Source organism: Paenibacillus sediminis, assembly GCF_017873765.1.
Classification (GTDB): domain Bacteria; phylum Bacillota; class Bacilli; order Paenibacillales; family Paenibacillaceae; genus Paenibacillus_AG; species Paenibacillus_AG sediminis.
Map to the genome: position 1 here is coordinate 15,847 of NZ_JAGGKP010000007.1, position 21,214 is coordinate 37,060.

Annotated in this window: 24 protein-coding genes and 1 other RNA gene; 9 read left to right on the forward strand and 16 right to left on the reverse strand. The window is 42.7% G+C overall.

Going from position 1 to position 21,214, the window contains the following annotated elements:
- Positions 1-90 precede the first annotated feature (90 nt).
- Genes J2Z20_RS12975 through J2Z20_RS12985 form a run of 3 tightly spaced genes read right to left on the reverse strand, consistent with a single transcriptional unit; the run spans position 91 to position 2,479 of the window.
- A complete protein-coding gene (locus J2Z20_RS12975) occupies positions 91-564 on the reverse strand; it encodes a DUF309 domain-containing protein (RefSeq protein WP_342454310.1) in 474 nt (157 codons plus the stop codon).
- Positions 551-1,357, reverse strand: a complete 807-nt coding sequence (yjbM, locus tag J2Z20_RS12980) for a GTP diphosphokinase (protein WP_209850883.1) — start codon at positions 1,355-1,357, stop codon at positions 551-553. Before yjbM ends, J2Z20_RS12975 begins: the two co-directional genes overlap by 14 nt.
- 21 nt (positions 1,358-1,378) lie before the next feature.
- Positions 1,379-2,479: a quinone-dependent dihydroorotate dehydrogenase gene (locus J2Z20_RS12985; protein ID WP_209851258.1), complete on the reverse strand. Its 1,101-nt coding sequence runs from the start codon at positions 2,477-2,479 to the stop codon at positions 1,379-1,381.
- A gap of 181 nt (positions 2,480-2,660) precedes the next feature.
- On the opposite strand from J2Z20_RS12985, the gene J2Z20_RS12990 reads away from it, so the two are divergent.
- Positions 2,661-2,798, forward strand: a complete 138-nt coding sequence (locus J2Z20_RS12990; RefSeq protein ID WP_209850886.1) for a hypothetical protein — start codon at positions 2,661-2,663, stop codon at positions 2,796-2,798.
- Here the strand turns inward: J2Z20_RS12990 and J2Z20_RS12995 are convergent.
- The 3 genes from J2Z20_RS12995 to J2Z20_RS13005 form a co-directional block, all read right to left on the reverse strand.
- Entirely contained in the window at positions 2,795-4,195 is a 1,401-nt protein-coding gene (locus J2Z20_RS12995) for a L,D-transpeptidase (protein ID WP_209850889.1), read from the reverse strand. The two genes, J2Z20_RS12990 and J2Z20_RS12995, sit on opposite strands and share 4 nt — an antisense overlap.
- 136 nt (positions 4,196-4,331) lie before the next feature.
- Complete coding sequence (locus J2Z20_RS13000) at positions 4,332-4,574, reverse strand: ferredoxin (protein WP_209850892.1); 243 nt, start codon at positions 4,572-4,574, stop codon at positions 4,332-4,334.
- Between the two features lie 169 nt (positions 4,575-4,743).
- On the reverse strand, positions 4,744-6,042 hold the full coding sequence (locus J2Z20_RS13005; RefSeq protein WP_209850895.1) for a DNA polymerase IV: 1,299 nt from the start codon (positions 6,040-6,042) through the stop codon (positions 4,744-4,746).
- A 211-nt stretch (positions 6,043-6,253) separates the two neighbouring features.
- Between J2Z20_RS13005 and cimA the strand changes: the two genes are divergently transcribed.
- A complete protein-coding gene (gene cimA / locus J2Z20_RS13010; protein ID WP_209850898.1) occupies positions 6,254-7,870 on the forward strand; it encodes a citramalate synthase in 1,617 nt (538 codons plus the stop codon).
- Between the two features lie 69 nt (positions 7,871-7,939).
- Here the strand turns inward: cimA and J2Z20_RS13015 are convergent, their stop codons facing one another.
- Positions 7,940-8,494 (reverse strand): TlpA family protein disulfide reductase, encoded by a 555-nt coding sequence (locus J2Z20_RS13015; RefSeq protein ID WP_209850902.1) that lies wholly within the window; start codon positions 8,492-8,494, stop codon positions 7,940-7,942.
- Positions 8,495-8,684: 190 nt separating this feature from the next.
- Here J2Z20_RS13015 and J2Z20_RS13020 point away from each other — a divergent pair, with 190 nt between their 5' ends.
- Positions 8,685-9,140 (forward strand): M67 family metallopeptidase, encoded by a 456-nt coding sequence (locus tag J2Z20_RS13020; protein WP_209850905.1) that lies wholly within the window; start codon positions 8,685-8,687, stop codon positions 9,138-9,140.
- Here the strand turns inward: J2Z20_RS13020 and J2Z20_RS13025 are convergent.
- From J2Z20_RS13025 to J2Z20_RS13035, 3 genes are read right to left on the reverse strand one after another with little or no spacing between them, the layout of a single operon-like run.
- Entirely contained in the window at positions 9,126-9,863 is a 738-nt protein-coding gene (locus J2Z20_RS13025) for an exonuclease domain-containing protein (RefSeq protein WP_209850908.1), read from the reverse strand. The two genes, J2Z20_RS13020 and J2Z20_RS13025, sit on opposite strands and share 15 nt — an antisense overlap.
- Positions 9,860-10,942, reverse strand: a complete 1,083-nt coding sequence (locus tag J2Z20_RS13030; RefSeq protein WP_209850910.1) for a DUF294 nucleotidyltransferase-like domain-containing protein — start codon at positions 10,940-10,942, stop codon at positions 9,860-9,862. Before J2Z20_RS13030 ends, J2Z20_RS13025 begins: the two co-directional genes overlap by 4 nt.
- 23 nt (positions 10,943-10,965) lie before the next feature.
- The gene (locus tag J2Z20_RS13035; RefSeq protein ID WP_209850912.1) at positions 10,966-12,369 is read right to left on the reverse strand and encodes an ammonium transporter; all 1,404 of its coding nucleotides are present in this window, start codon (positions 12,367-12,369) and stop codon (positions 10,966-10,968) included.
- Between the two features lie 250 nt (positions 12,370-12,619).
- Here J2Z20_RS13035 and J2Z20_RS13040 point away from each other — a divergent pair, with 250 nt between their 5' ends.
- Together J2Z20_RS13040 and J2Z20_RS13045 are read left to right on the forward strand one after the other, a co-directional pair.
- Complete coding sequence (locus J2Z20_RS13040) at positions 12,620-13,054, forward strand: MerR family transcriptional regulator (RefSeq protein ID WP_209850914.1); 435 nt, start codon at positions 12,620-12,622, stop codon at positions 13,052-13,054.
- Positions 13,055-13,084: 30 nt separating this feature from the next.
- Positions 13,085-13,771 (forward strand): zinc metallopeptidase, encoded by a 687-nt coding sequence (locus J2Z20_RS13045; RefSeq protein ID WP_209850924.1) that lies wholly within the window; start codon positions 13,085-13,087, stop codon positions 13,769-13,771.
- A gap of 27 nt (positions 13,772-13,798) precedes the next feature.
- Here J2Z20_RS13045 and gltC read toward each other — a convergent pair whose 3' ends face one another.
- On the reverse strand, positions 13,799-14,710 hold the full coding sequence (gene gltC / locus J2Z20_RS13050; RefSeq protein WP_209850927.1) for a glutamate biosynthesis transcriptional regulator GltC: 912 nt from the start codon (positions 14,708-14,710) through the stop codon (positions 13,799-13,801).
- Positions 14,711-14,797: 87 nt separating this feature from the next.
- Positions 14,798-15,421, reverse strand: a complete 624-nt coding sequence (locus J2Z20_RS13055) for a rhomboid family intramembrane serine protease (protein ID WP_209850930.1) — start codon at positions 15,419-15,421, stop codon at positions 14,798-14,800.
- A gap of 87 nt (positions 15,422-15,508) precedes the next feature.
- On the opposite strand from J2Z20_RS13055, the gene tpx reads away from it, so the two are divergent.
- Entirely contained in the window at positions 15,509-16,027 is a 519-nt protein-coding gene (gene tpx, locus J2Z20_RS13060) for a thiol peroxidase (protein ID WP_209850933.1), read from the forward strand.
- A 52-nt stretch (positions 16,028-16,079) separates the two neighbouring features.
- Here tpx and J2Z20_RS13065 read toward each other — a convergent pair whose 3' ends face one another.
- The 3 genes from J2Z20_RS13065 to J2Z20_RS13075 form a co-directional block, all read right to left on the reverse strand.
- A complete protein-coding gene (locus tag J2Z20_RS13065; RefSeq protein WP_209850936.1) occupies positions 16,080-16,472 on the reverse strand; it encodes a DUF1499 domain-containing protein in 393 nt (130 codons plus the stop codon).
- 139 nt (positions 16,473-16,611) lie between these two features.
- Positions 16,612-16,802: non-coding RNA, 6S RNA (ssrS, locus tag J2Z20_RS13070), on the reverse strand.
- 61 nt (positions 16,803-16,863) lie between these two features.
- Positions 16,864-17,613, reverse strand: coding sequence for a YesL family protein (locus tag J2Z20_RS13075; RefSeq protein WP_209850938.1), 750 nt, complete (start codon positions 17,611-17,613; stop codon positions 16,864-16,866).
- Positions 17,614-17,789: 176 nt separating this feature from the next.
- Here J2Z20_RS13075 and J2Z20_RS13080 point away from each other — a divergent pair, with 176 nt between their 5' ends.
- Complete coding sequence (locus J2Z20_RS13080) at positions 17,790-17,894, forward strand: sporulation protein YjcZ (protein WP_209850940.1); 105 nt, start codon at positions 17,790-17,792, stop codon at positions 17,892-17,894.
- 102 nt (positions 17,895-17,996) lie between these two features.
- Here the strand turns inward: J2Z20_RS13080 and cshA are convergent, their stop codons facing one another.
- Positions 17,997-19,580 (reverse strand): degradosome RNA helicase CshA, encoded by a 1,584-nt coding sequence (gene cshA, locus J2Z20_RS13085; RefSeq protein ID WP_245252340.1) that lies wholly within the window; start codon positions 19,578-19,580, stop codon positions 17,997-17,999.
- A gap of 310 nt (positions 19,581-19,890) precedes the next feature.
- Here cshA and J2Z20_RS13090 point away from each other — a divergent pair, with 310 nt between their 5' ends.
- Positions 19,891-20,703, forward strand: coding sequence for a YitT family protein (locus J2Z20_RS13090; protein WP_209851265.1), 813 nt, complete (start codon positions 19,891-19,893; stop codon positions 20,701-20,703).
- A 220-nt stretch (positions 20,704-20,923) separates the two neighbouring features.
- Positions 20,924-21,118, forward strand: coding sequence for a hypothetical protein (locus tag J2Z20_RS13095; RefSeq protein ID WP_342454313.1), 195 nt, complete (start codon positions 20,924-20,926; stop codon positions 21,116-21,118).
- The last annotated feature ends 96 nt before the right edge of the window (positions 21,119-21,214 follow it).

Genomic DNA, 21,214 nt, shown 5'->3' on the forward strand with positions numbered 1-21,214 from the left:
ATCACATAATTGTCATAACTCTGAACAGATATAAAAGATGGCCCGCTTCAGATCAAGACATCTGAAATGGGCCATTCTTTATATCATCCTTTATTTGTGGGCAGCTTGATCTCTAGCCTTATGCTTATCGCCGCGCTCCGGCTTGCGCCGCTGCGGAATGTTAGGCGGTAAGCTGGCCGATCTTTCCTGAACGAGCCGTATTAATTCTGCGTCCCACATCTCAATCGTTAAATCATAGTACGGAAATGGTTTCTCTTCATATGACTTAAGAAGACTCAAGTAAGTATTCAACTCCGTTAGAAGCTGATCGAGCCTAATGCCTAAGCTGTCACCAGGATAGTCAGCCAATTTCGCTGCTGCTCCTGCCATCATTTTACGAGCACCGTGGATGTTGTTGTTCCGGAAATGGAACAAAGCAACTGCCACTTGCAGCAAGCCTTTGTAAATCGGTGGACGCCCCTTCTTAAGCCATAACTCCTCCAGCACTTCATGGCATTCAAAATAATCTTGGTCTCGATTAAAATATACTAGAAAATCGACATAAAGCGGTTCATAGTTCATCATCGTTATTCTTTCTCGTCTTAAGCGTCGCCATCACTTCATCAAGAAGCTGCTTCATCGCATCCATATCATGCTTCTCCCAGATGGCGTTAAATCTAGATTGAAAGTCAATCGCTTCATTTACCAAGTGGTAAAAATACAAATGGTGAATGCCGTCCAACACCTTCGCCACCGTGTTAGATTCATCTTCAAAACTGGTTTGCGCATTAATAATTTGCTTGCGAATCGCTGACATCTCGTTATCGAGTATGAATGCTGCTTCTGCCGTCTTCTTCAGACGTTCCCGCATCTCATCAGGCAGCAATTCACGATATTTATAGTTTAAGGAATGTTCGATCGTCGCCCAAAAGTTCATAGCAAGTGTACGAATTTGGATTTCAGCAAGCACCTTTTTTTGACCTAGGGCTGTTTGCACTGGATATTCAACGATCATATGAAAGCTGCGATAGCCGCTGTCCTTATAGTTCGTAATATAGTCCTTCTCATATAACACCGTTAAATCTTTACGATTCCGAATGTACTCGGCTACTCTCCGAATATCCTCAACGAACTGGCACATAATGCGAATGCCTGCGATATCCTCAATTCCCGTTTCGATTTGATCCATCGGGACATTCAAGCGTTTCGCTTTTTCCAATATACTGGTGATCTTCTTGACTCGTCCAGTAACAAATTCAATAGGCGCATACTCCTCAAGTTTTTTTAGCTCCGCACGCATCGTCTTGAACTTAACCTTCAATTCTTCAACAGCTTGTTCATATGGAAGCAAAAAAGTTCCCCAGTCTCTAACATCCATCATAATGCCTCCTATCTTCTGTTACTTTCCGTGATAGTCCGCACCAACGGCTTCGGAAATATGATTAAATCCGTCTTTACGCAGCAGCTCCATCAGTCCTGCATGCAGCTTGCGATTCACTTCAGGACCTTCATAAATAAGCGCTGTATAAATTTCTACAAGGCTTGCACCGGCTCTTATTTTGGCATATGCATCTTCACTGTCAAATACACCGCCGGAACCGATAATCGGGAGCTTACCGCTAGTTTGCCGGTAGATCCGTCCGATAATTTCAGTGGAACGTTTCAATAAAGGCCGGCCGCTAAGACCGCCTGTCTCTTTAGCGTTACTATGTGAGAGACCTTCTCTTGAGATCGTCGTATTCGTCGCAATAATTCCAGAAGCTCCGCTGACCTTAATCGTATCCACCATATATTCCAGTTGTTCATCTGTAACATCAGGGGCGATTTTGACAAGTACTGCTTTGGATGACCCATGAATACCGGCCTGGCGGTTCATTTCTTCTGTAACAGAACCTAACAGCAATGCAAGTTCACTACCATGCTGTAAGCTGCGCAAATCCGGTGTGTTTGGCGAGCTAATATTGACGACAAAAAAGTCGGCATAAGGATATAGTACAGAAATACAACGTCTATAATCCTGATCGGCCTGTTCATTCGGTGTAACTTTGTTTTTACCGATGTTAATGCCGAGCGGAATTCGTCTTGATTGTAATTTGCTAAGACGGCTAGCCATCGCTTCGGCGCCTTCATTGTTAAAGCCCATTCGGTTGACGAGTGCCTCATCTGGCGGCAGACGAAACAACCGAGGCTGCTCATTGCCAGGTTGACCTTTCGGGGTGACCGTGCCGACCTCCATAAAACCAAATCCAATAGAAGAGAATCCTTCAACGGCCTCACCGTTTTTGTCCAATCCTGCAGCAAGCCCAATCGGTGAAGGAAAGTGAATTCCAAATAAATCAGTCGCTAATTCAGGCGTTTCCTCAACACCGTAAATGCTTCTCAATAAGGACAGTCCGCCTGGAACTTTTCCCGCCTGATGTAACCCGTTAATGACGAGATGATGCGCTTTTTCAGGATCCATTTTAAAAAAAATCGGTTTTGCCAAATTGCGATAAAGCACTCCATCCACTCCGTTCTTGCCATACAAAATCATAAGAAACTTCTGCTATTCTCTATCCCTCAGTTTATCGTTTTCTTGGATAAAAGAAAAGTTCTTTGCATGGAACTTTGGAGGAAGTAGATTAATAATATAGAATTTCTATATATAGAGCATTTCATTTTTAAAGAGAGGACTGGATCATATGTCAAATAAACTTAAACCGCCCGTTATGCAAACGAGGAAAGAAGAAGTGAACAAAAAAATGCTTTATTGGATTGGTGGTATTTTATTTGTCATTGTTATTGCCATTACGGTTCTGCTTATTATATCCCCTAATTAATTAAGCCAATGATATACTTTGCCGGGGTTCGTCTGATCCTCTGCATGGTCCGTTCTATAGCGATTCATTGGAATGACCTTTTGAGCAGGCAAAACCCCGGATGTGATCGTCACTTTAGTACCTTTCGGAGCCAAATCAAACAGCTCTTCAATGTCCTCCTTCAACATCCGAACGCATCCCTTCGATACGTCCTGCCCAATACTATCCGGCTTATCTGTGCCATGAATAGCATAGTTCGTCTGTGACAATTGCATGCCTCGGCTGCCAAACTCACCATTAGAACGGCCGTTTGGATTCATTACCTTATCGGTAATCACAAATGTACCCTCCGGCGTCCGCTCTGCCCCAAGCCCAACGGGATAATTTCGCAATATAATATTGCCGCTCACCAGAGCAAGCCGATGGCTTTGTTTATCGACAATGATCTCAAGCGGTTTATTGAAATAAGGCTTGTTGCCTACCGTCATACTTAGCGGCGAAGGAACTGAGTCTACCTGCTCAGGCGACACCATTTTGCCGCTTGCTAATCGAAACCGCAATGCTTCAAACGAAGCATTCATCGTCTTGCTTTCCCCTGCAATCCAGTTATTTGGAAATGGCTTGATTAATTCCTGCGTACTCTGAGGCAATCTTCCTTTCTCACTTTGAAAATGGGTCATTGCTGAAGATAGTACGGCAAGCTGCTCTTGCTGCTTGCGCCACATTTTCGCTGGTTTGATCAGAGTGCTATGATCCGGAGGTGTGCACTTGCACAACTTCTTATCGTAAGACTGTACAATAGCCCGGCCATTCTCAGAGTCACGCTCTATGGTATATGCCACAGGCATGTTCTCATCCCAAATAAGCCAATTACCGCTTCGTTTCATACCGAGTACAACCGTATATAGCGGGCTGCCTTGTTCACTTGTTAATAGACTGGACAAACTGCTTGAACGTTGCACTGCATTGCTAATATCAATTGCCGTGAAAACAGGCATAATTTCACGAAACATCTCAGCAGGGTCATCGCTCTGAGGACGATTTGCGACCTTTTGGAGCTCTGTTATATGATCATAATCATTAGTATCTCCAGTTATTGCTTCATATTTCGGCGCCTCCACGGAGGGTAACCAAATAAGCACCAACAGAGTGAGCACTAACCATATTTTGCGGAATAAACGATATTTCCGTTCTTTTTGCTCCGCCATTTCACGAATTTTGGCCTCATAACTCATCCAAATTTCTGAAGGCACCTTACTGCTCTCGAACGCCTCATATACTTCACCAGCTTGGTTATAACAATAGTTCGCTTTCCCCATCAGTCCTTGGGCTTCGTACTCTTTCCCGAGCAAATACCAACCCATTTTATTATTAGGGTGCAGCTCAACATAATCTTTAAGGTGCATCGAAGTCTTCATCACGAGCGCCCTCCGCCAACATCTTCTATAACTTATATATCGGCAGAACGAGCTGGAAAATAAAAAACACCCCTCACGTCTGTTACTGTGAGAGATGTTATTCATTATGCCAATGAATCATAATATATGATAGGCATTAGCCTTCTGCATTAAATGGAGTATCCGCTATTTTAATAGAATCTGTAGGGCAACCATCAACAGCGTCTTGAAGATCGTCATGAAGATCTTCTGGAATTTCCGTAACACCACGGTTTCCATCGCCGTTATAGATTACTTCAGCAATTCCTTCATCATCATAGTCATAAATATCAGGCGCTGTTGCACCGCATGCACCACATGCAATACAAGTATCTTTATCAACCCATGTATACTTTGCCATTATAATTCTGCCTCCTGTAAAAAAACAAATACAATTAAGGTGTATAGTATTCCACCACATTCCAATATTAATACAAAAAAATATTGTTTTCAAATCATTTTCAAAATTATTCCTATATAAATACTATATAAATTCCATATAAATCCTTTATAAAATGAAAAGGTACAAATTATGGCAAATCCTCTTCATACTTGCGCTCCCGAACGAAATCCATCTGGAGTGATGTGCCTCTAACTTTATGGTTGCGAAGCAGTGTGGATGGATCCTCACCCAGCATGCCTGCCGTAAGCACAGCATTCTCACCAAATTTATCACGGAGAAGATCCATCGTTTTCGTCAGCTTTTCTTTCTTAGGCTGCTTCTCATAATCGAATAAATCGAGTTGAATCGCCGATTGATCTTTCGGTGACAAATTTTGCAAAGTTATGCCGAGCAACCGAACCGGCTTCTCATTCGTCCAATGCGTATGGAAAAGCCTGCAAGCTTCTTGATACACTTCATCTGTCGATTCGGTCGGTGTGTTTAACGCCCTTGAACGGGTAATAGTATGCATGTCAGGCGTGCGAATCGTAATCTGTACCGTCTGAGCCATTAGCTTCTGACGCCGCAATCTTCTTGTCACTTGATCCGCCAAATTTAAAAAGACCCGATGCACATCTTGTTCATCGCTAATATCATGAGGCAAAGTCGTTGTATGGCCTATTGATTTACTTTGTTCGCGTTCAGGGGAGACAGGCGAATGATCAATCCCATTTGCTGCCTGCTTCATCCATACACCTGTTACGCCAAACATTTCAGTAAGCTTTTTTTCATCTGCAGCAGCCAGCTGACCTATTGTATAAATATTTAATTTCTTAAGCTTTTGTGCAGTTTTACTGCCTATGCCGAATAATTCAGAACATGGTTTGTTCCAAAGTAAATTAGGAACATCACGAATTCTAAGTATCGTAATGCCACTCGGCTTTTTCATATCAGAACCCATTTTCGCCAGCAGTTTATTCGGGGCAATTCCAATCGAACAAGGCAAGGACAATTGTTCTAAAATACGTCTTTGTATCGCGGATGCAATTTCAAGCGGTGTTCCAAACTGCTTCGAGCCTGTAATATCCAAGTAGCATTCATCGATCGATGTTGCCTCAAGCAGCGGTGTATACTCATACGCAATTTTCATGAAAGCGGATGAATATTTCCGGTATAAATAAAAATTCGGCTGAATAACGATTAGTTCAGGACAACGCTTCATCGCTTGATTTACATGCATGCCCGTCGAAATGCCTAATTTCCTAGCTTCATACGAGCAAGTTACAATAATACCTTTCCGAAGCTCGATGCTGCCTGCTACCGCAGTCGGCTTGCCTCGGTACAATTCAGGCTGTTCGGCCGCATGAACAGAACAATAAAATGCATTCATATCGACATGCAGTACAACCCGGCCGTTAACTGGATAGTATTTGTCGACATTTCTCACCGGTGAACTCCCTCTTCATTATTACATTTTTTATTATTCAGCATACCTTTCTTCCCGATGCAGGTCAATTTCATCCAAGTAAAACAAAACAACGAAAATGAACATAAAAAATTTCAAATCTTTGGTTCCAATCGGGACAACAAATGCTATAATAATGAATTAAATTATACAAAACCCACATTTTGCTTATGATTCCAAAGGAGGACTTCCCATGTCAAACGCCATTTCCATCTTCGACACCACCTTACGCGACGGCACGCAAGGCGAAGGGATAAGCTTGTCTGCGGATGATAAACTCAAAATCGCCAAAAAATTGGACCAACTTGGTGTTCAGTATATAGAAGGCGGTATACCTGGCAGTAATGGCAAAGACATCGAATTTTTCAAACGGGTAAAAGACCTCAGACTTCAAGCTAAAATCGTCGCATTTGGCAGCACCCGCCGTAAGGACAGCATAGCTGAACATGATTCCAATTTGAATCAGATGATTAACGCAGGCGTACAGGCAGCAACACTCGTTGGCAAATCATGGGATTTCCATGTGCACACTGCACTACAAACATCACTAGAAGAAAATTTGGCAATGATTTATGATTCAATCGCTTATTTGAAACATAAAGGTCTGGAAGTTATTTTTGATGCCGAGCACTTTTTTGACGGCTATAAAAATAACCCAGACTACGCGGTCGCAGTGTTGAAGAAAGCAGAAGAAGCAGGTGCAGACTGGCTTGTCATGTGCGACACCAACGGAGGCACCATGCCTCACGAGATACATTCCATTGTTTCGACTTTAACACATCAACTTGGGGCAGCAAATTTGGGTATTCATACGCATAATGATTGCGAGCTTGCCGTCGCTAATACATTAAGTGCAGTTCAAGCTGGAGCACGTCAAGTTCAAGGGACGATGAACGGTTACGGTGAACGTTGCGGCAACGCTAATCTATGTTCCATTATTCCTAACCTGCAAATTAAACTTGGCTATGATTGTATCGACGAAGAACAAATGCAGCAGCTGACGAATACAGCACGTTACATTAGTGAAGTCGCAAACGTGCATATGCCTGTGAATCAGCCTTACGTTGGGAATGCAGCTTTTGCTCACAAAGGCGGTATACACGTCTCTGCTATCCTTCGCGATTCTCGCACATATGAGCATATCGTTCCAGAGCTTGTTGGCAATAAGCAGCGAGTGCTTGTATCAGAACTTGCTGGACAAAGCAATATCGTCTCTAAAGCCAATGAATTAGGGATTGAGTTTGATCCTGACCATCCGCGCACGAAAGAAGTCATTCAAAAAATTAAAGACCTAGAGCACCAAGGTTATCAATTCGAAGGCGCTGACGGTTCTCTTGAACTGCTCATTCGCGAAGCAAATGGCGAAATGAAAGAGCTGTTCAATTTTGAATCATTTAAAATTCTTGTGGAAAAATCCGCTGGTCAGCCATCTGTATCCGAAGCGTTCGTTAAAATTAATGTAGACGGGAACAGCGTTTATACAGCAGCTGAAGGCAACGGGCCGGTCAACGCTCTCGATAATGCTCTGCGTAAAGCATTAATTCAATATTTTCCGAATATTAAAGAAATGCATCTGTCTGACTATAAAGTTCGCGTACTCGATGAGAAAGATGCGGCAGCCGCTAAAGTTCGCGTACTCATCGAATCTCAAAATTATCAAAATTCATGGAATACGGTCGGCGTGTCAGGCAATGTGATCGAAGCGAGCTGGGAAGCTCTCGTAGACAGTATGCGCTATGCGCTCATCGGCAAAAAGAAAAGCGATTTCGCTCCAGATGTGCAAGAGCATCAGGGCATCATTAACCTTTAAGCTAAATTAGGTTATATAGCATACTAATAAAAACTCGGATTTCCAGATATAATGGAATCCGAGTTTTCATTATTTAATGAGTTTTTTGATTTTGCTTTCTAATTGATCTGGAGGCAGTATGCCCAAAATAACTTCTTGAATGACACCATGCTTGTCGACTAGCACATTTGTAGGAAAGGCCACACCTTTGTAAGCTTCATTCACTTTCCCTTCCTTATCGAACATAACTGGGTAGGTCAAATTAAAATGGTTCACAAATTGTTTCGCATTCTCTACCTTGTCAAACTTCGTTACATTGACACCATAAATGACTAGGTCATCTTTATATTTTTGTGCCAAACGATTAAGATCAGGAGCCTCTTCCTTACAAGGATCACACCAAGATGCCCAGAAATTAATCATGATCGCCTTATCTTGCTGTCCGCCCACTTTATATGTATTGCCGTCTAATCCTTGCAATGAGAAGGGCGGTGCTAGAAGACCTGCTTTCGGTCCCGTTTCAGCAGGCAGTTCTTTGGAAGATTCACTTTGGAACACCGCCGCGAATCCTGGACCGACATTTTGAAATAAAGCAACCCCTACAAGGACAAGTGCTGCAAGCAGAATATATAAATTACGTTTCATCACGCTCTTCCTTTTCGAGTAGATTGAACCCAACTCCTATTATTGTACCCTGATTTCACCCGAACTAACAGCCTCCCATCGCTTTGTAAAGAAATTGTTGAAATTGTGATAGGATAGAGTCGACATGAGCAAAAAAACGCCCACTGCATGCAAATGCACGCAAGCGGGCTAGTGAGAGGGGTAACGACGAATGACAGAACATTCATTTGATGAGATCAATGCGGTGTCCATGACTAGCTCTGTGTATGAACAAATCATAACAACAGTGCTCACTGCCTTACCAAATGAAGCCTGCGGGGTAATGCTGGGTACTGCCGCAGCGGGCGGCATACGAATCGATCAGTTCATTCCAATCCGTAACGTAGCGCCTAACCCGCTGCACTCTTTTGTCCTGGATCCAGGACAATTTATTCCCCTCTGCTTTCATCCTAATATGGTCGGGCTATTTCACTCACATCCAGCAACAATGCCAGAACCTTCTGCAGCCGATTATGAACAACTTCAGGGGTTTGGCAGTTTATTTAAAATATACTTGCTGGGAAGGCCGTTACCTCAACTTTCTAAGATTGAACTCAATAGTTATCTCATCACTAGAGATCATTCTTCAACTTATCAATTAAAGCAAGTCGCTTTAAGAACGACTTAAATAAGCGTATAGATCCCCTAAAGTGACCACCTGGCGCTGCCTTATTTGACTCAGATAAGAAATCCATAGCTGTGCGGTCATCTTCGCATCTTCTAATGCATGATGCCTTATCGTAATGGGAATCCCCCGATCTACAAGCAGCTCATCAAGACCGTAACTGCTTCGAGCAGGCTCGAGCCATCTTGCAATCATCACCGTATCGATCACTCGATGGCTGAAATGAAGTTTAGACGTTTTCCACAGCGCTGTATTGAGGAACGCTTTGTCATGACTGCTCGCATGAGCGAGCATGACGCGGCTGCCGACGAAGGACATAAACTGATGAAGCACATCCATGAGAGGCGGTGCTTCTGCCGCCATATCGGCTGTTATTCCTGTTAGTTCCGTAATCGCAGGCGAAATCGTCCCGCTTACATTCACTAAACTATAGAATGAGTCCTCCTCAATTATCGTATCGCCGATCACTTTCACCGCACCAAACGATAATATTTCATCACCATGCTGATAAAGAAACCCTGTCGTCTCTAAGTCGAACACAATGATTTCAAGTTCTGTAAGTGGAATGTGGAGTGTCTCTGGCTTCCTCTGCTCCTTGGATAAGGAACGCATAAACGCAATCTGTTGTGCGGTTGGTGTTCCTCTCATGGATGCGATAGCAGATGACATCCCTCCACTGCGAAGCGCACTCCAGAAGCTGTTATTCCCCCGCACCGGTTCTTTCATGTTCGTCTCCCTTCCGCAAAGCGAAGCCGCCTCTGCAGTGATCGATGAACGCGCCTTACAACGAGCAGGCTGTCTCGCAATTCATCAAATGTCGGTTTTTTCTTCCACTCGTCCTGAGGCAAATAATCACTGCTTACAAACAGTTCTTCTTCAACGGTGTACGGTGTACTCGCCCGAAATCGCAGCGCATGAATAAACGCTCTTTCAATCGAACTGAGCAGCGGATGCGGCTCTGCTTCCAGACTCATTAAATGTCTCACCCTATGCAGTGTCGACGTTTCCATTACTCCATGAAACAACGCCAAGTATCTTACGATGTTGACTAGCGGAATATATACACCGTACTTCACATCAAAATCACCTGCATGATTGCCAAAGCGTTCCGCGACCACCTGCCCTAAAATATTTAAAGTCGCTTTATGCTTCACTGTATTGCGCAGAACTGCAGATACAAGATCAACATTTCCTTCAAATCCTTCATAGAAAGAGCGCAACCACGCCTTCGAAAGTTCAATATCACCTGCAAGATAGCGTAAATCCGAAGCAATCGTAACATAGCGAACCGATTCCCAGCTATAATCACTCTGCCAAGATATAAGTTGCTGCTTCCAATGCGTTAAAGTCTTACACCACAGAGGCTCAGAACACATCACTTTACCGCGGCATTTAGGATAACCTACAAATTCCAGCAAATCGGACAACCTTTGTCCAAACAATCGAAAATAGCGCTCTTTTTCAGGGTGTTCTGCATCACTAATAATGATTCCATTATCTTGATCGCTCCATAGCGTCTGCTCGCACCTGCCGCCGCTGCCGAATGCGACAAATGCGTAAGATACCGGAGGTGGTCCATAGCCCGACTCAATCATCTCTTGTTCGCATATAATAACGGCTTGCTTCACGATTCTGTCATGCATCTCGTTCACTGCGCTCATCCAGTCCTGGGTCATCCATTCAGACAGAGCTTGCTGCAGCAAGCTTTGAAATTGAATTCGCCGTGCTCTAAGTGTACTCCGAGAATGCGCTTCTGAAATCATTTGAAAGGGTAGATTCCCGTGCATTTCGTTCACGGAGGCCATATCGCTTCTCCCCTTTTTTCAAGTTATGAAGACATCTTAGATTTATGATCTTCCGTATCAGCAATCATTTTCATTTGCTCCGGATAACCGTACGTTCCATGCTCACTAAGATCCAGCCCGATCATCTCTTCCTCTTCTGTTACACGGATGCCGATCGTCAATTTCATCGCACCCAAAATAATAAAGGATGCAGCAAACACGAACACAAATACGCCGACCAGACCAAGAACTTGAACACCCAATTGTTCAAAACCGCCGCCATAGAAAAGACCTGCCTTACCAACTCCCGTCTTCTCTACCAACGCCGGCGACCCGAAAAGTCCAGTTGAAACAGCGCCCCACATACCAGCAATACCATGGACTGAGAACGCATATACGGGATCATCAAGCCCTGCACGTTCAAACCACACAGCAGTGAAAAATGTAATTAACCCTGCAACTGCGCCGATCACCACTGCCGCCCAAGGATCAACGAAAGCACAAGCGCCTGTAATCGCTACAAAAGCGGCTAGCGTACCGTTTAGCATGCTCGGAATATCTGCTTTACCGAATATAACCCAGGAGGTAATCAGTGCCGCTACAGCACCTGCTGCAGCCGCAATGTTCGTATTTAGTGCCACGAAACCAAAGAAACTATCATTTAGAGGCGTTAAAGCACTGCCTGGGTTAAATCCAAACCAACCGATCCAAATGATGATTACGCCAAGTACAGATAATACTTGGTTATGTCCAGGGATGCTGTTTGGCTTCCCATCTTTATTGTATTTACCAAGGCGTGGTTTCAACAACAACGTAGCTGCAAGCGCCGCAGTTGCACCCGTTAAATGCACAACCGCAGATCCAGCGTAATCTTGCATTCCAAGGCTACCTAGCCATCCACCGCCCCATACCCAGTGTGCTACCACCGGATAAATAAAGATCATAAATAATGTACCGAAAATGATATACACGCTAAGTTTCGCTCTTTCCGCCATACCGCCGCAAGCTATAGCCAGTGAAACGGCAGCGAATGAGAGTTGGAACAAAAACTTAACTGTAAGAGCTACATCTGAAAATGCGAGTGAATCAAAAGCCTTTGCATCCCCTTCACCGCTTAGAAAAAATCCAGTCGTTCCAAAAAATCCATTACCATTGCCGAACGCGAGCCCAAAGCCTAAAGCCCAAAACGCGAGAACCGCGATTCCTAAAGTTAACACTGTCTTCCCTGCGACATGACCCGCATTTTTCATACGGACTGAGCCAGCTTCGAGCAATGCGAATCCAGCTTGCATAAAAAATACGAGCAATGCGGCCAAAAACGCAAATAACGTATCTAACCCTACTGTTAATACCGAATTTGCAGCTCCGCCATCATCAGCAAATGCACTGACAGGAAATGCTGTTACAGCAACTATGGTTGAGAGAATACCCAACATTCTTTTACTCATTTTCCCCACTCTCCATTCATTAATGTAATGTTTTCTAACATAATTCGAAATTATTAATGTCATTATACGCGTGTTAGCAAAATTTTTACAAGAGTATTTTCAGAAAATTTTATAAAAATATATTTTTTGAATCAATGTGCGTTACATAACCTTACATTGATTTACATTTTCAAAAGCATGACGTTTGACTGTATGGTTCTAATTCATGTATCATATTTATATAGAATAACGAGGTGATTCAATTGGGAATATGAAGCTTTATCGTATAGGAGAGTTGGCTAAAGCAGCCAATATAAGCGAGCGGACCATTGATTATTACACAAAGCTTGGTCTCATCCAGCCCGAAAAACGCTCCCAGAAAAATTACCGATTATATAGTCATGAAACTCTGCTTCGATTACAACGTATTAATCAATTGAAGCACGAGAAATATACATTGGAAGAGATCAAAAGTAAGCTGGATAGCTGGACCCAAGTTACTGATGAAGCCGTTTTGTCTGACAGACTTACATCACTCGAAATTCAAATGCAGCAGTTAGAGCGCGAGTTCAAAGAAATTGGTTCTATTGTAGGCAATATGAAACCAAGCCAAGCGAAGCTTGTTTTTATGAAGCTTTTACCGCAAAGCGCTGCATGTATTGAAGCTATTCGTATTCTTTTCGAGCAGGGTCCGCCAATGATGTAAACAAATGAAGTCTATTTTGGAGGTATGAATATGTATTTTAGCGGAATGTACTTACTCATTATTATTGCTTTCATCTTCTCCCTCTGGGCACAGTTTAGAGTACAAGGTACATTTAGACGTTGGTCCGAGGTTCGGAATTACAGTGGAATGACAGGCTATGACGCTGCACGGCATATGCTTGATGCGAACGGACTTTATGATGTCGCGATTGAACCTGTTCCTGGAGCATTGACCGACCATTACGATCCTATTCACCGTGTTGTTCGCCTATCTGAGCCTGTATACTACGAAAGCTCAATTTCAGCGATTTCAGTTGCATGCCACGAAGTGGGTCACGCGATTCAACATAAGGAAGCTTATCCAATGTTAGTGCTTCGTCACCGGATGTTCCCGGTTGTTAATTTCGCTTCCGGAATTGCGCCATTCCTGCTTCTTGCCGGTTTCTTGTTCAGCTCATTAAATTTAATTGGTCTCGGCATTATTTTCTTCTCCGCTGCCGTTGCTTTCCAAGTCGTTACATTGCCAGTGGAATTTAACGCCAGCAACCGAGCACGCGAAGTTATGGTTTCTGAAGGATATATTACGAATGAAGAAGAGCGAGGAGTAGCGAAGGTGCTAAATGCCGCAGCACTCACTTATGTGGCTGCAGCGCTAATCTCGATACTCGAGCTGATTCGATACATCTTAATATTCACAGGCAGCAGCCGCGACGAATAAGGTTAAATAACAAATACCCCAGTTCGGTCAAGAACCGACTGGGGTATTTCTATCTAATCCGAAATATTCAAGCAAAAATGTACGGAACGATTGAGCGACCTGCGGCAACTTATCATCTGCACGATGGATAAGACCTATTGTTCTCGTAATGCGCGGTTCAGAAATTCGTACACGAGCTGGCTGAAGCGGATTCGTCTGAAAGAGCGCTATCTCTGGCAATAGACTCACTCCCATACCAGCAGCAACCAGACCTCTGATCGCATCAGTCTCTTCCCCTTCAAAAGCGATTTTCGGTGTGAAGCCCGCTTCCAAACAAGCTTGCCATACAATGGGTCTGAGTGAATATCCACTGCTGAACATGACAAACTTGTCGTCCTTAAGCTGCTCTAATCGAATACTTTCTTCATTTGCTAAAGGGTGATTAGGAGGAAGAATGGCGAACAATTCCTCTGTCAGCACAACCTCTCCTGCCACTTGGTCATTTTTCTCGGGAAAAGGTGACACAAACGCTAAATCCACTTCTGCTGAAATGACATCTCGAATCAAGGAAGGGTACATTCCCTGTTTGAAACGAAACCTTACATTCGGATACTTCTTCCGAAATTCTGCTACAATTGAAGGAATTAAATGAATGCCTAAACTATGCGGAAATCCAATGCGAATTTCTCCCTTCTCAGGGTCAAGAAATTCATGAACTTCTAATACAGCTTTATCAATATCTTTTAGAATATTTTCAATACGTTTACAAAACATCTGTCCAACTGGCGTTAACTGCAAATTTCTGCCTTTCTGCATAAACAGACTCACGCCAATTTCCTCTTCAAGTTGATGGATTTGCCGGCTTACCGCCGACTGAGCCACATGCAGTTCTTCAGCCGCCTGTGTCACATGCTCTTTGTTAGCCACTTTCACAAAATACTGTAACTGTCTCAGTTCCACCTAACTGATCGCTCCATTCTGCACATTGCTGAACAATTTTTTCTATTCATGGTATAACTTAAATGTATCACGCGGTTTACCGCTTTATCAACGGATTTTCTTTGGTTTTTTGATACGAATCAGCAGGCCATAAATGAAAAAGCCGCCGATCAGACCACCCAAATGAGCCATCAAATTAATATTCGAAGCAACGAAAGAGTATACGATACCGATGATAAGCAATGTATACAACGTTTTACGCGATGCTTCGTCCATCATTCCTCTTTGGAAGAAAGCAATATATAAAAAGGCACCATAAACACCATAGATCGCACCTGAAGCACCTACAGTGTATGTAGGCTCTCCAAGATGGTTAAACTGTGCTATCGAAACGATATTGCCTAATAGTCCGCTTAGCAAGTAGAGAAGCACATATTTAAAGGAGCCTAGTAGCCGCTCAAGCGGAGGGGCAAATACTAGTAAGGCGAAGCAGTTAAATAACAAATGATCAAATCCATGATGTAAAAACAGCGACGATACATATCTCCACCACTCACTCGCATACGGACCGACATTCGTCAAAGCTCCAAACCGAATAAGCGTTTCATCATTCATAGATCCGCCGTTAAACATAAGCACGATGAACATAATGATATTGGCAAGTAGAATCAACGTCGTTATTGGATATGCTCTGACGTAGCCTTTACCATTTTCATAACGAATAAATATCATGACAACCTTCCTTTGCTCTTTTAAAAGGATTATAATTAATTTTGGAAATGAACACCAAACCATTTTCAATTAAGGAGGAGATTACATATGGCGCAAGAACGTACAGGTGTAGCTACGATTAAAGGCAACCCGCTTACACTAATCGGACCAGAACTCAAAGCAGGTGATACTGCACCCGATTTTACACTTAATAAAAGCTTATTTGAAGAAGTATCCCTCAAAGATTTCGAGGGCAAAATTAAATTAATTAGTGTAGTTCCTTCACTTGATACAGGTGTATGCGACGCTCAGACCCGTCGTTTTAACGAAGAAGCTGACAGTCTAGGCGATAAAGTCGTCATTCTCACCGTAAGTGTAGATACTCCATTTGCCCAAGAACGCTGGTGCGGAGCTGCCGGTGTAGACCGCGTCATTACATTATCGGACTACAAGAACAATTCATTCGGCGAAGCTTACGGCGTCCTTATTAAAGAACTCAAGCTCGACATGCGTGCTATCTTCGTGCTCGACGAGAACAACAAAATTCATTACGTACAATATTTGCGTGAAATGACTGAGCACCCAGATTACGAAAAAGCACTGGCTGCCGTTAAAGAGCTGCTGTAATATTCGAAAAATAAAAGCGAGTGAAGGAAAACCTTCCTCGCTTTTCTTCATTTCATTCTACGATTCTATAGCTCGCCAGTTTCTTATCTAATGCAGCATATAACTGAACAATTGTCCGATAATTCGAGCCAAGATCGCCCAATGATCCGCGGGAAGCTGAATAAATATCAACTGAGCTTCTTACAGGAGTTACCGAGATAATTGATACTGTAATATCCATCGTCCGACCGAACGCTGTTCGCTTCTCAAGTGTAATTTCACCTACACTTTTCACTTCATGCAGCACCTTATAGCCCGGAATTTTCTTCAAAGTGGAAGTTACTTCTTCCCAAATCTTATCTTTAGACAGGTTATAATAATGCGTTTTCAATTTCGGATCTTTTGCACGGTCGCTTGTTCCTTCTTGACTGCGTGCGAGTCCGACGAAAATTCTTTTGAGCGACAAGCCGCTTCCCCCTTTTCATTCCGCTTTATCTCTACTCTTTAGTTTATCATTGTTACTGCTGAAACAAAAGGGGAATGAAAACAAAAACACCATGCTTACCGACAAATGTCGATATCACATGGTGTTGACTCATTATGTAATTATACCCGCTTATGCCGTCCAGTTACATTGTCTCTGAACCTGCTACAGCAGGTGGGTGATCTCAGAACCGTTTTTGAAGTCCCCGCATCATATAGATAGGGCTTTCCAGCTGCGTTTCTATGTTGATCTCCCTAGACATCATCATTGGTTCAAAACAACGAAGAACCGTGACGTACATTGCAGGATGTATTGTTATTATAGCCTTTTCTATGTTAAAAGTAAACGTTTAAGACGGTTATAGACTCATCCATTATTCACCATTTTGCGTGCTCTGCATCTCTTCATTTTGCTTGGCTTGCTCGAGCTGATGCTGCATTTTCAAATATACAGCATAAAAATTAAAGAATGCCCACCAAGCGATTAGACAGCTGGCACATAGCACAAGAATGAATGTATATTTAAATCCAATAAAGATAATTGCAGCAGTTCCAGCAAGTGTCATGATCGCCCGAACAGGTCTGATGAGTGTCACGAGAATCGCATTTTTAATCATTTGAAATACACCCATATGGTAATGGACGAGCATAGAGAAGAAATTAAACAATGAAAGTGCTAATAGCAGCAGCATGAGCAGCATAACAATGCCTACAAATTGCAAATTGTCAAATTTGGTCATATAGACCGTATAGTCAATATAAATCACAAAAAAGAGCAGCGTATAGAAAACACCGCCAACAAGGCTTTGTTTGTAATTTTCTTTATATCCTAGGAAATATGTCTTAATGATAGGAACATCCGACTCACCCATTACCCATTTACGAACTAAGGAGAAAAGCCCCCCAGTTGCAGGGAATAATACAAATGGTGCAATAATCCCCATCGCCCAGTTCATCGATAAGGACTCGTTCGTCATTTCTGGATTTTGCATCAATAACAATTTCATGATCAGAAAAAATAAAAATGGAGATGAGCATATGAGCCACAGAAAATTGCCGCCCACGATTCTCATAATCCATTCTGATATTCTGTAAAGCCCGCCCATTGCTCCTTTAAATTCCAATGATAAGACGCCCCCTTAGTGAACATTTATTCTACTATCTATTTTAGCCTAAATAGAGAGCACAGTTCCACGCCCAATTTTTATAGAGTAGGTCATGGTTTAATCTTTAAAACAACGAACGCCATAGTATATAACGTAATTTCAAATGATTTGACTTGTTAAAGGAGGTTACAACAATGCATTACGGTTACGGTTACGGAGGAGGACTCTGGACGTCTACTGGTACAATACTGGTATTGTTCATTTTGTTAGTCATTATTACACGTACTTTCGTGTGGTAATGCATTCACTCGAAGTACCAAGATAACGAATAGGTTGTTCTCCTCAATTAAGCAAAGAAGACGAAGTGCGACCCACTTCGTCTTCTTGCTATTTATGAAACATTATTTTTCAAAAGATGCTTCTTCTTTTTTGGATGCTGGACGACGATTATTGTCGAAATCCGAACGCGGCTTGCGATCTCCGCGAGAGTATTCGCGTTCAGAGCTGCGACTGCCGTCTTTATTTCCGCGGTAACCTCCTCCGCGTCGATCTCCGCCATCACGGCCTTGTCGATTATAAAAACCGGAGCCATTGCCTCTGCCGCCATAGCCGCCAGATGGTTTACGACCGCTCGAACGAATATCCGGTTTGCGGCGTTTCACACGAATAGGCTCTTCAGGAGTAAGCTCGATTTGAGTGTTATCATTCTTATTGCCAGTCAGTAATTTCATCGCCGCAGAGAGCAATTGTACGGAATCATACTCTTCCAAAAGATGAATCGCAATTCCTTTATATTCATTGATTTCGCCTTGCTGAACAATTTCAAGCAGACGCTCTGCCATTAAACGTTGTTTACCTTCAATTGCTTCCGCAATGGTTGGAAGTGGTTTACGAGGAATGCGATGGCGCGTAACTTTTTCAATGAAATGAAGGTGTTCAATTTCACGAGGCGTTACGAACGACCATGCTTTACCTTCTTTACCAGCACGACCAGTACGTCCAATACGATGAACATAGCTCTCAGGATCTTGAGGAAGGTCAAAGTTAATAACATGAGTTACACCAGACACGTCCAAACCGCGAGCAGCTACGTCTGTAGCAACCAATACGTCGATGCTTCCATCACGGAACTTACGCATCACTGTATCGCGCTGATTTTGTGACAGGTCGCCATGAAGACCGTCCGCTGAGTATCCTCTCTTCTGAAGCGCTTCAGACAGCTCATCAACACGGCGTTTCGTTCTGCCGAACACAATAGCAAGCTCAGGTGATTCCATATCAAGTAAACGAGTAAGTGCATCAAATTTTTGACGTTCATGTACTTCGATATAAGCTTGTTCAATAAGTGGAGCACTAACCTGTTTCGGAATCACAGATACATGCTGAGGATTGTTAAGAAACTGCTGCGCAAGTTTTTGAATGTTCGGCGGCATCGTCGCGGAGAAAAGCATCGTTTGACGATCTTTAGGAACCAACTGTAAAATAGCTTGGATGTCGTCCATGAATCCCATGTCTAGCATTTCATCCGCTTCGTCCAATACAACCATTTTGACATCGTCAAGTTTAATCGTTTTGCGATTAATATGATCTAGAAGCCGTCCAGGCGTACCGATAATCACTTGTGGTTTTTTCTTCAGAGCGCGAATTTGGCGAACGATATCTTGGCCGCCATAAATCGGCAATGTGCGAATACCTTTAAAACGCGAAAGTTTTTCAATTTCATCTGCTACTTGAATCGCAAGTTCCCGAGTTGGGGTCATGATGAGTGCGACAATTCGATCTTCTTCTTTAGAGATTTTGCTAATTAGAGGAATACCGAACGCTGCCGTCTTTCCTGTTCCTGTTTGCGCTTGGCCGATCATATCACTGCCTGATAGCGCAATTGGAATCGACTGAGCTTGAATCGGTGTTGCCTCTTCAAAGCCAAGTTCTGTAATTGCTTGAAGCACTTTAGGCTCCAAGCCAAATTCTGCGAAAGTTTTCAAATTTTTCAAACTCCTTCTATATGGTGGACAATCCACTGGTCTTATCTGTATTCTTAAGTAGCGGTAAACATTTATAGGCTGTCCCATCATACAACTATCGTTGCACGGTATTGTTACATTTCATAAGGTTTAGCCGGGGGAATCTACCCCTGGGTTGTACAAAATTATTACATCCACATTGAAGCTTCTATCTTCAGGTGGAAGATCCCTACTCAAGAATATCCTTAACATTATATCACAAACCAATTGGTGAATACCAGTGAATCACCTTTTGGTATAATACATATTGAGGTGAAATATTTTGTTTAAAATGATTTGGACTTACTTTGTTATTTTCGTAGGCGCAGTCTCTATTGCCGTCGGCTTCAACTTATTTCTAGTGCCGCATCATTTACTGAGCGGGGGCGTATCAGGATTATCCATGATTGTCGGATACTTCACATCTTTAGACATAAGCGTGATGTATTTCGTATTTAATATTCCGCTGCTAGTTGCCGGCTGGTTCAAGCTCGGTAGACGCTTTGTATCGCTAAGCATTCTTTCCGTAATTTTAACAACTTGGATGATTGCTATGATCCCAGTTTGGCCAGCTACAGACGATTCACTACTCTCTGCAATATTTGGGGGAGTCCTTGTGGGTCTCGGCAGCGGCATTTCTTTTCGCGTTGGCGGTTCGTCCGGCGGATTTGATATACTCGGTTCTATCATTTCACATTCCCGTGATTTCCCAGTTGGCAGTGTACTCGTTGCCATCAATGGACTTGTCATTCTAGCTATGGGTTATCTTGAGAAAGACTGGAACTCAGCGCTCGCTTCCATGGCTTCTATTTATGTAGGCGGTAAAGTTGTTGATTTCATACATATCAGCCACATAAAAGTCACGGTATATATTATTACGAACCAAACAGAAGAACTTTTAAAAAGGCTGCTTACTCTGCACCGCGGTGTCACAAAAATTAAAACGGAAGGTGCTTATTCTCACGTTGAAAAGGATATGCTAATGACTGTGACAACTCGTTATGAACTAGCAGAACTGCAACGTATCATTAAAGAAACCGATCCTAAAGCGTTTGTGAATATTGTGGAGACAGTAGGTGTAATGGGATCATTTCGTAAAAATTGAATATTTGGAATAATTTTTTTAATTGTTTTCGCTTACAAAGAGAAGTTTGCAAAGGTAAAAATGATTGCATCATGGTATAATATTAATATGCCTTGCTGCCTTCTCGATTCATGAATTTCTAAGCTTCCGCTTTCCCCCTTTTTACACAGGTTCTTGCTTTTCCAAAGACTTTAGAATGATTCTTTACATGAATGATTCCAAGTTGGAAAGGGTGATTGTTGTGGAAATGGAAACAGTAAAACTGTCAGAGATTGTCATGAAGTGGTTCCCTGATATGATTCCTTTCTTAAAACAAAAGGAACTCAATTCCGTCATTGTACTCCGAGACGGAATGTCCATCTTGGAACCGGAAGATGCAATGGAGATTATTCAATACAGTATTCTTGAGCATCAAAATTCAGATCTTTTGCATTAAGCATGTAGAACATGCCGCTTATCTTAGCTTTGAGAAGATAAGCGGCATGTTTGTTTTTTCGTCAAAAAAATGTAAATGGTTACAAAGATTTAATTT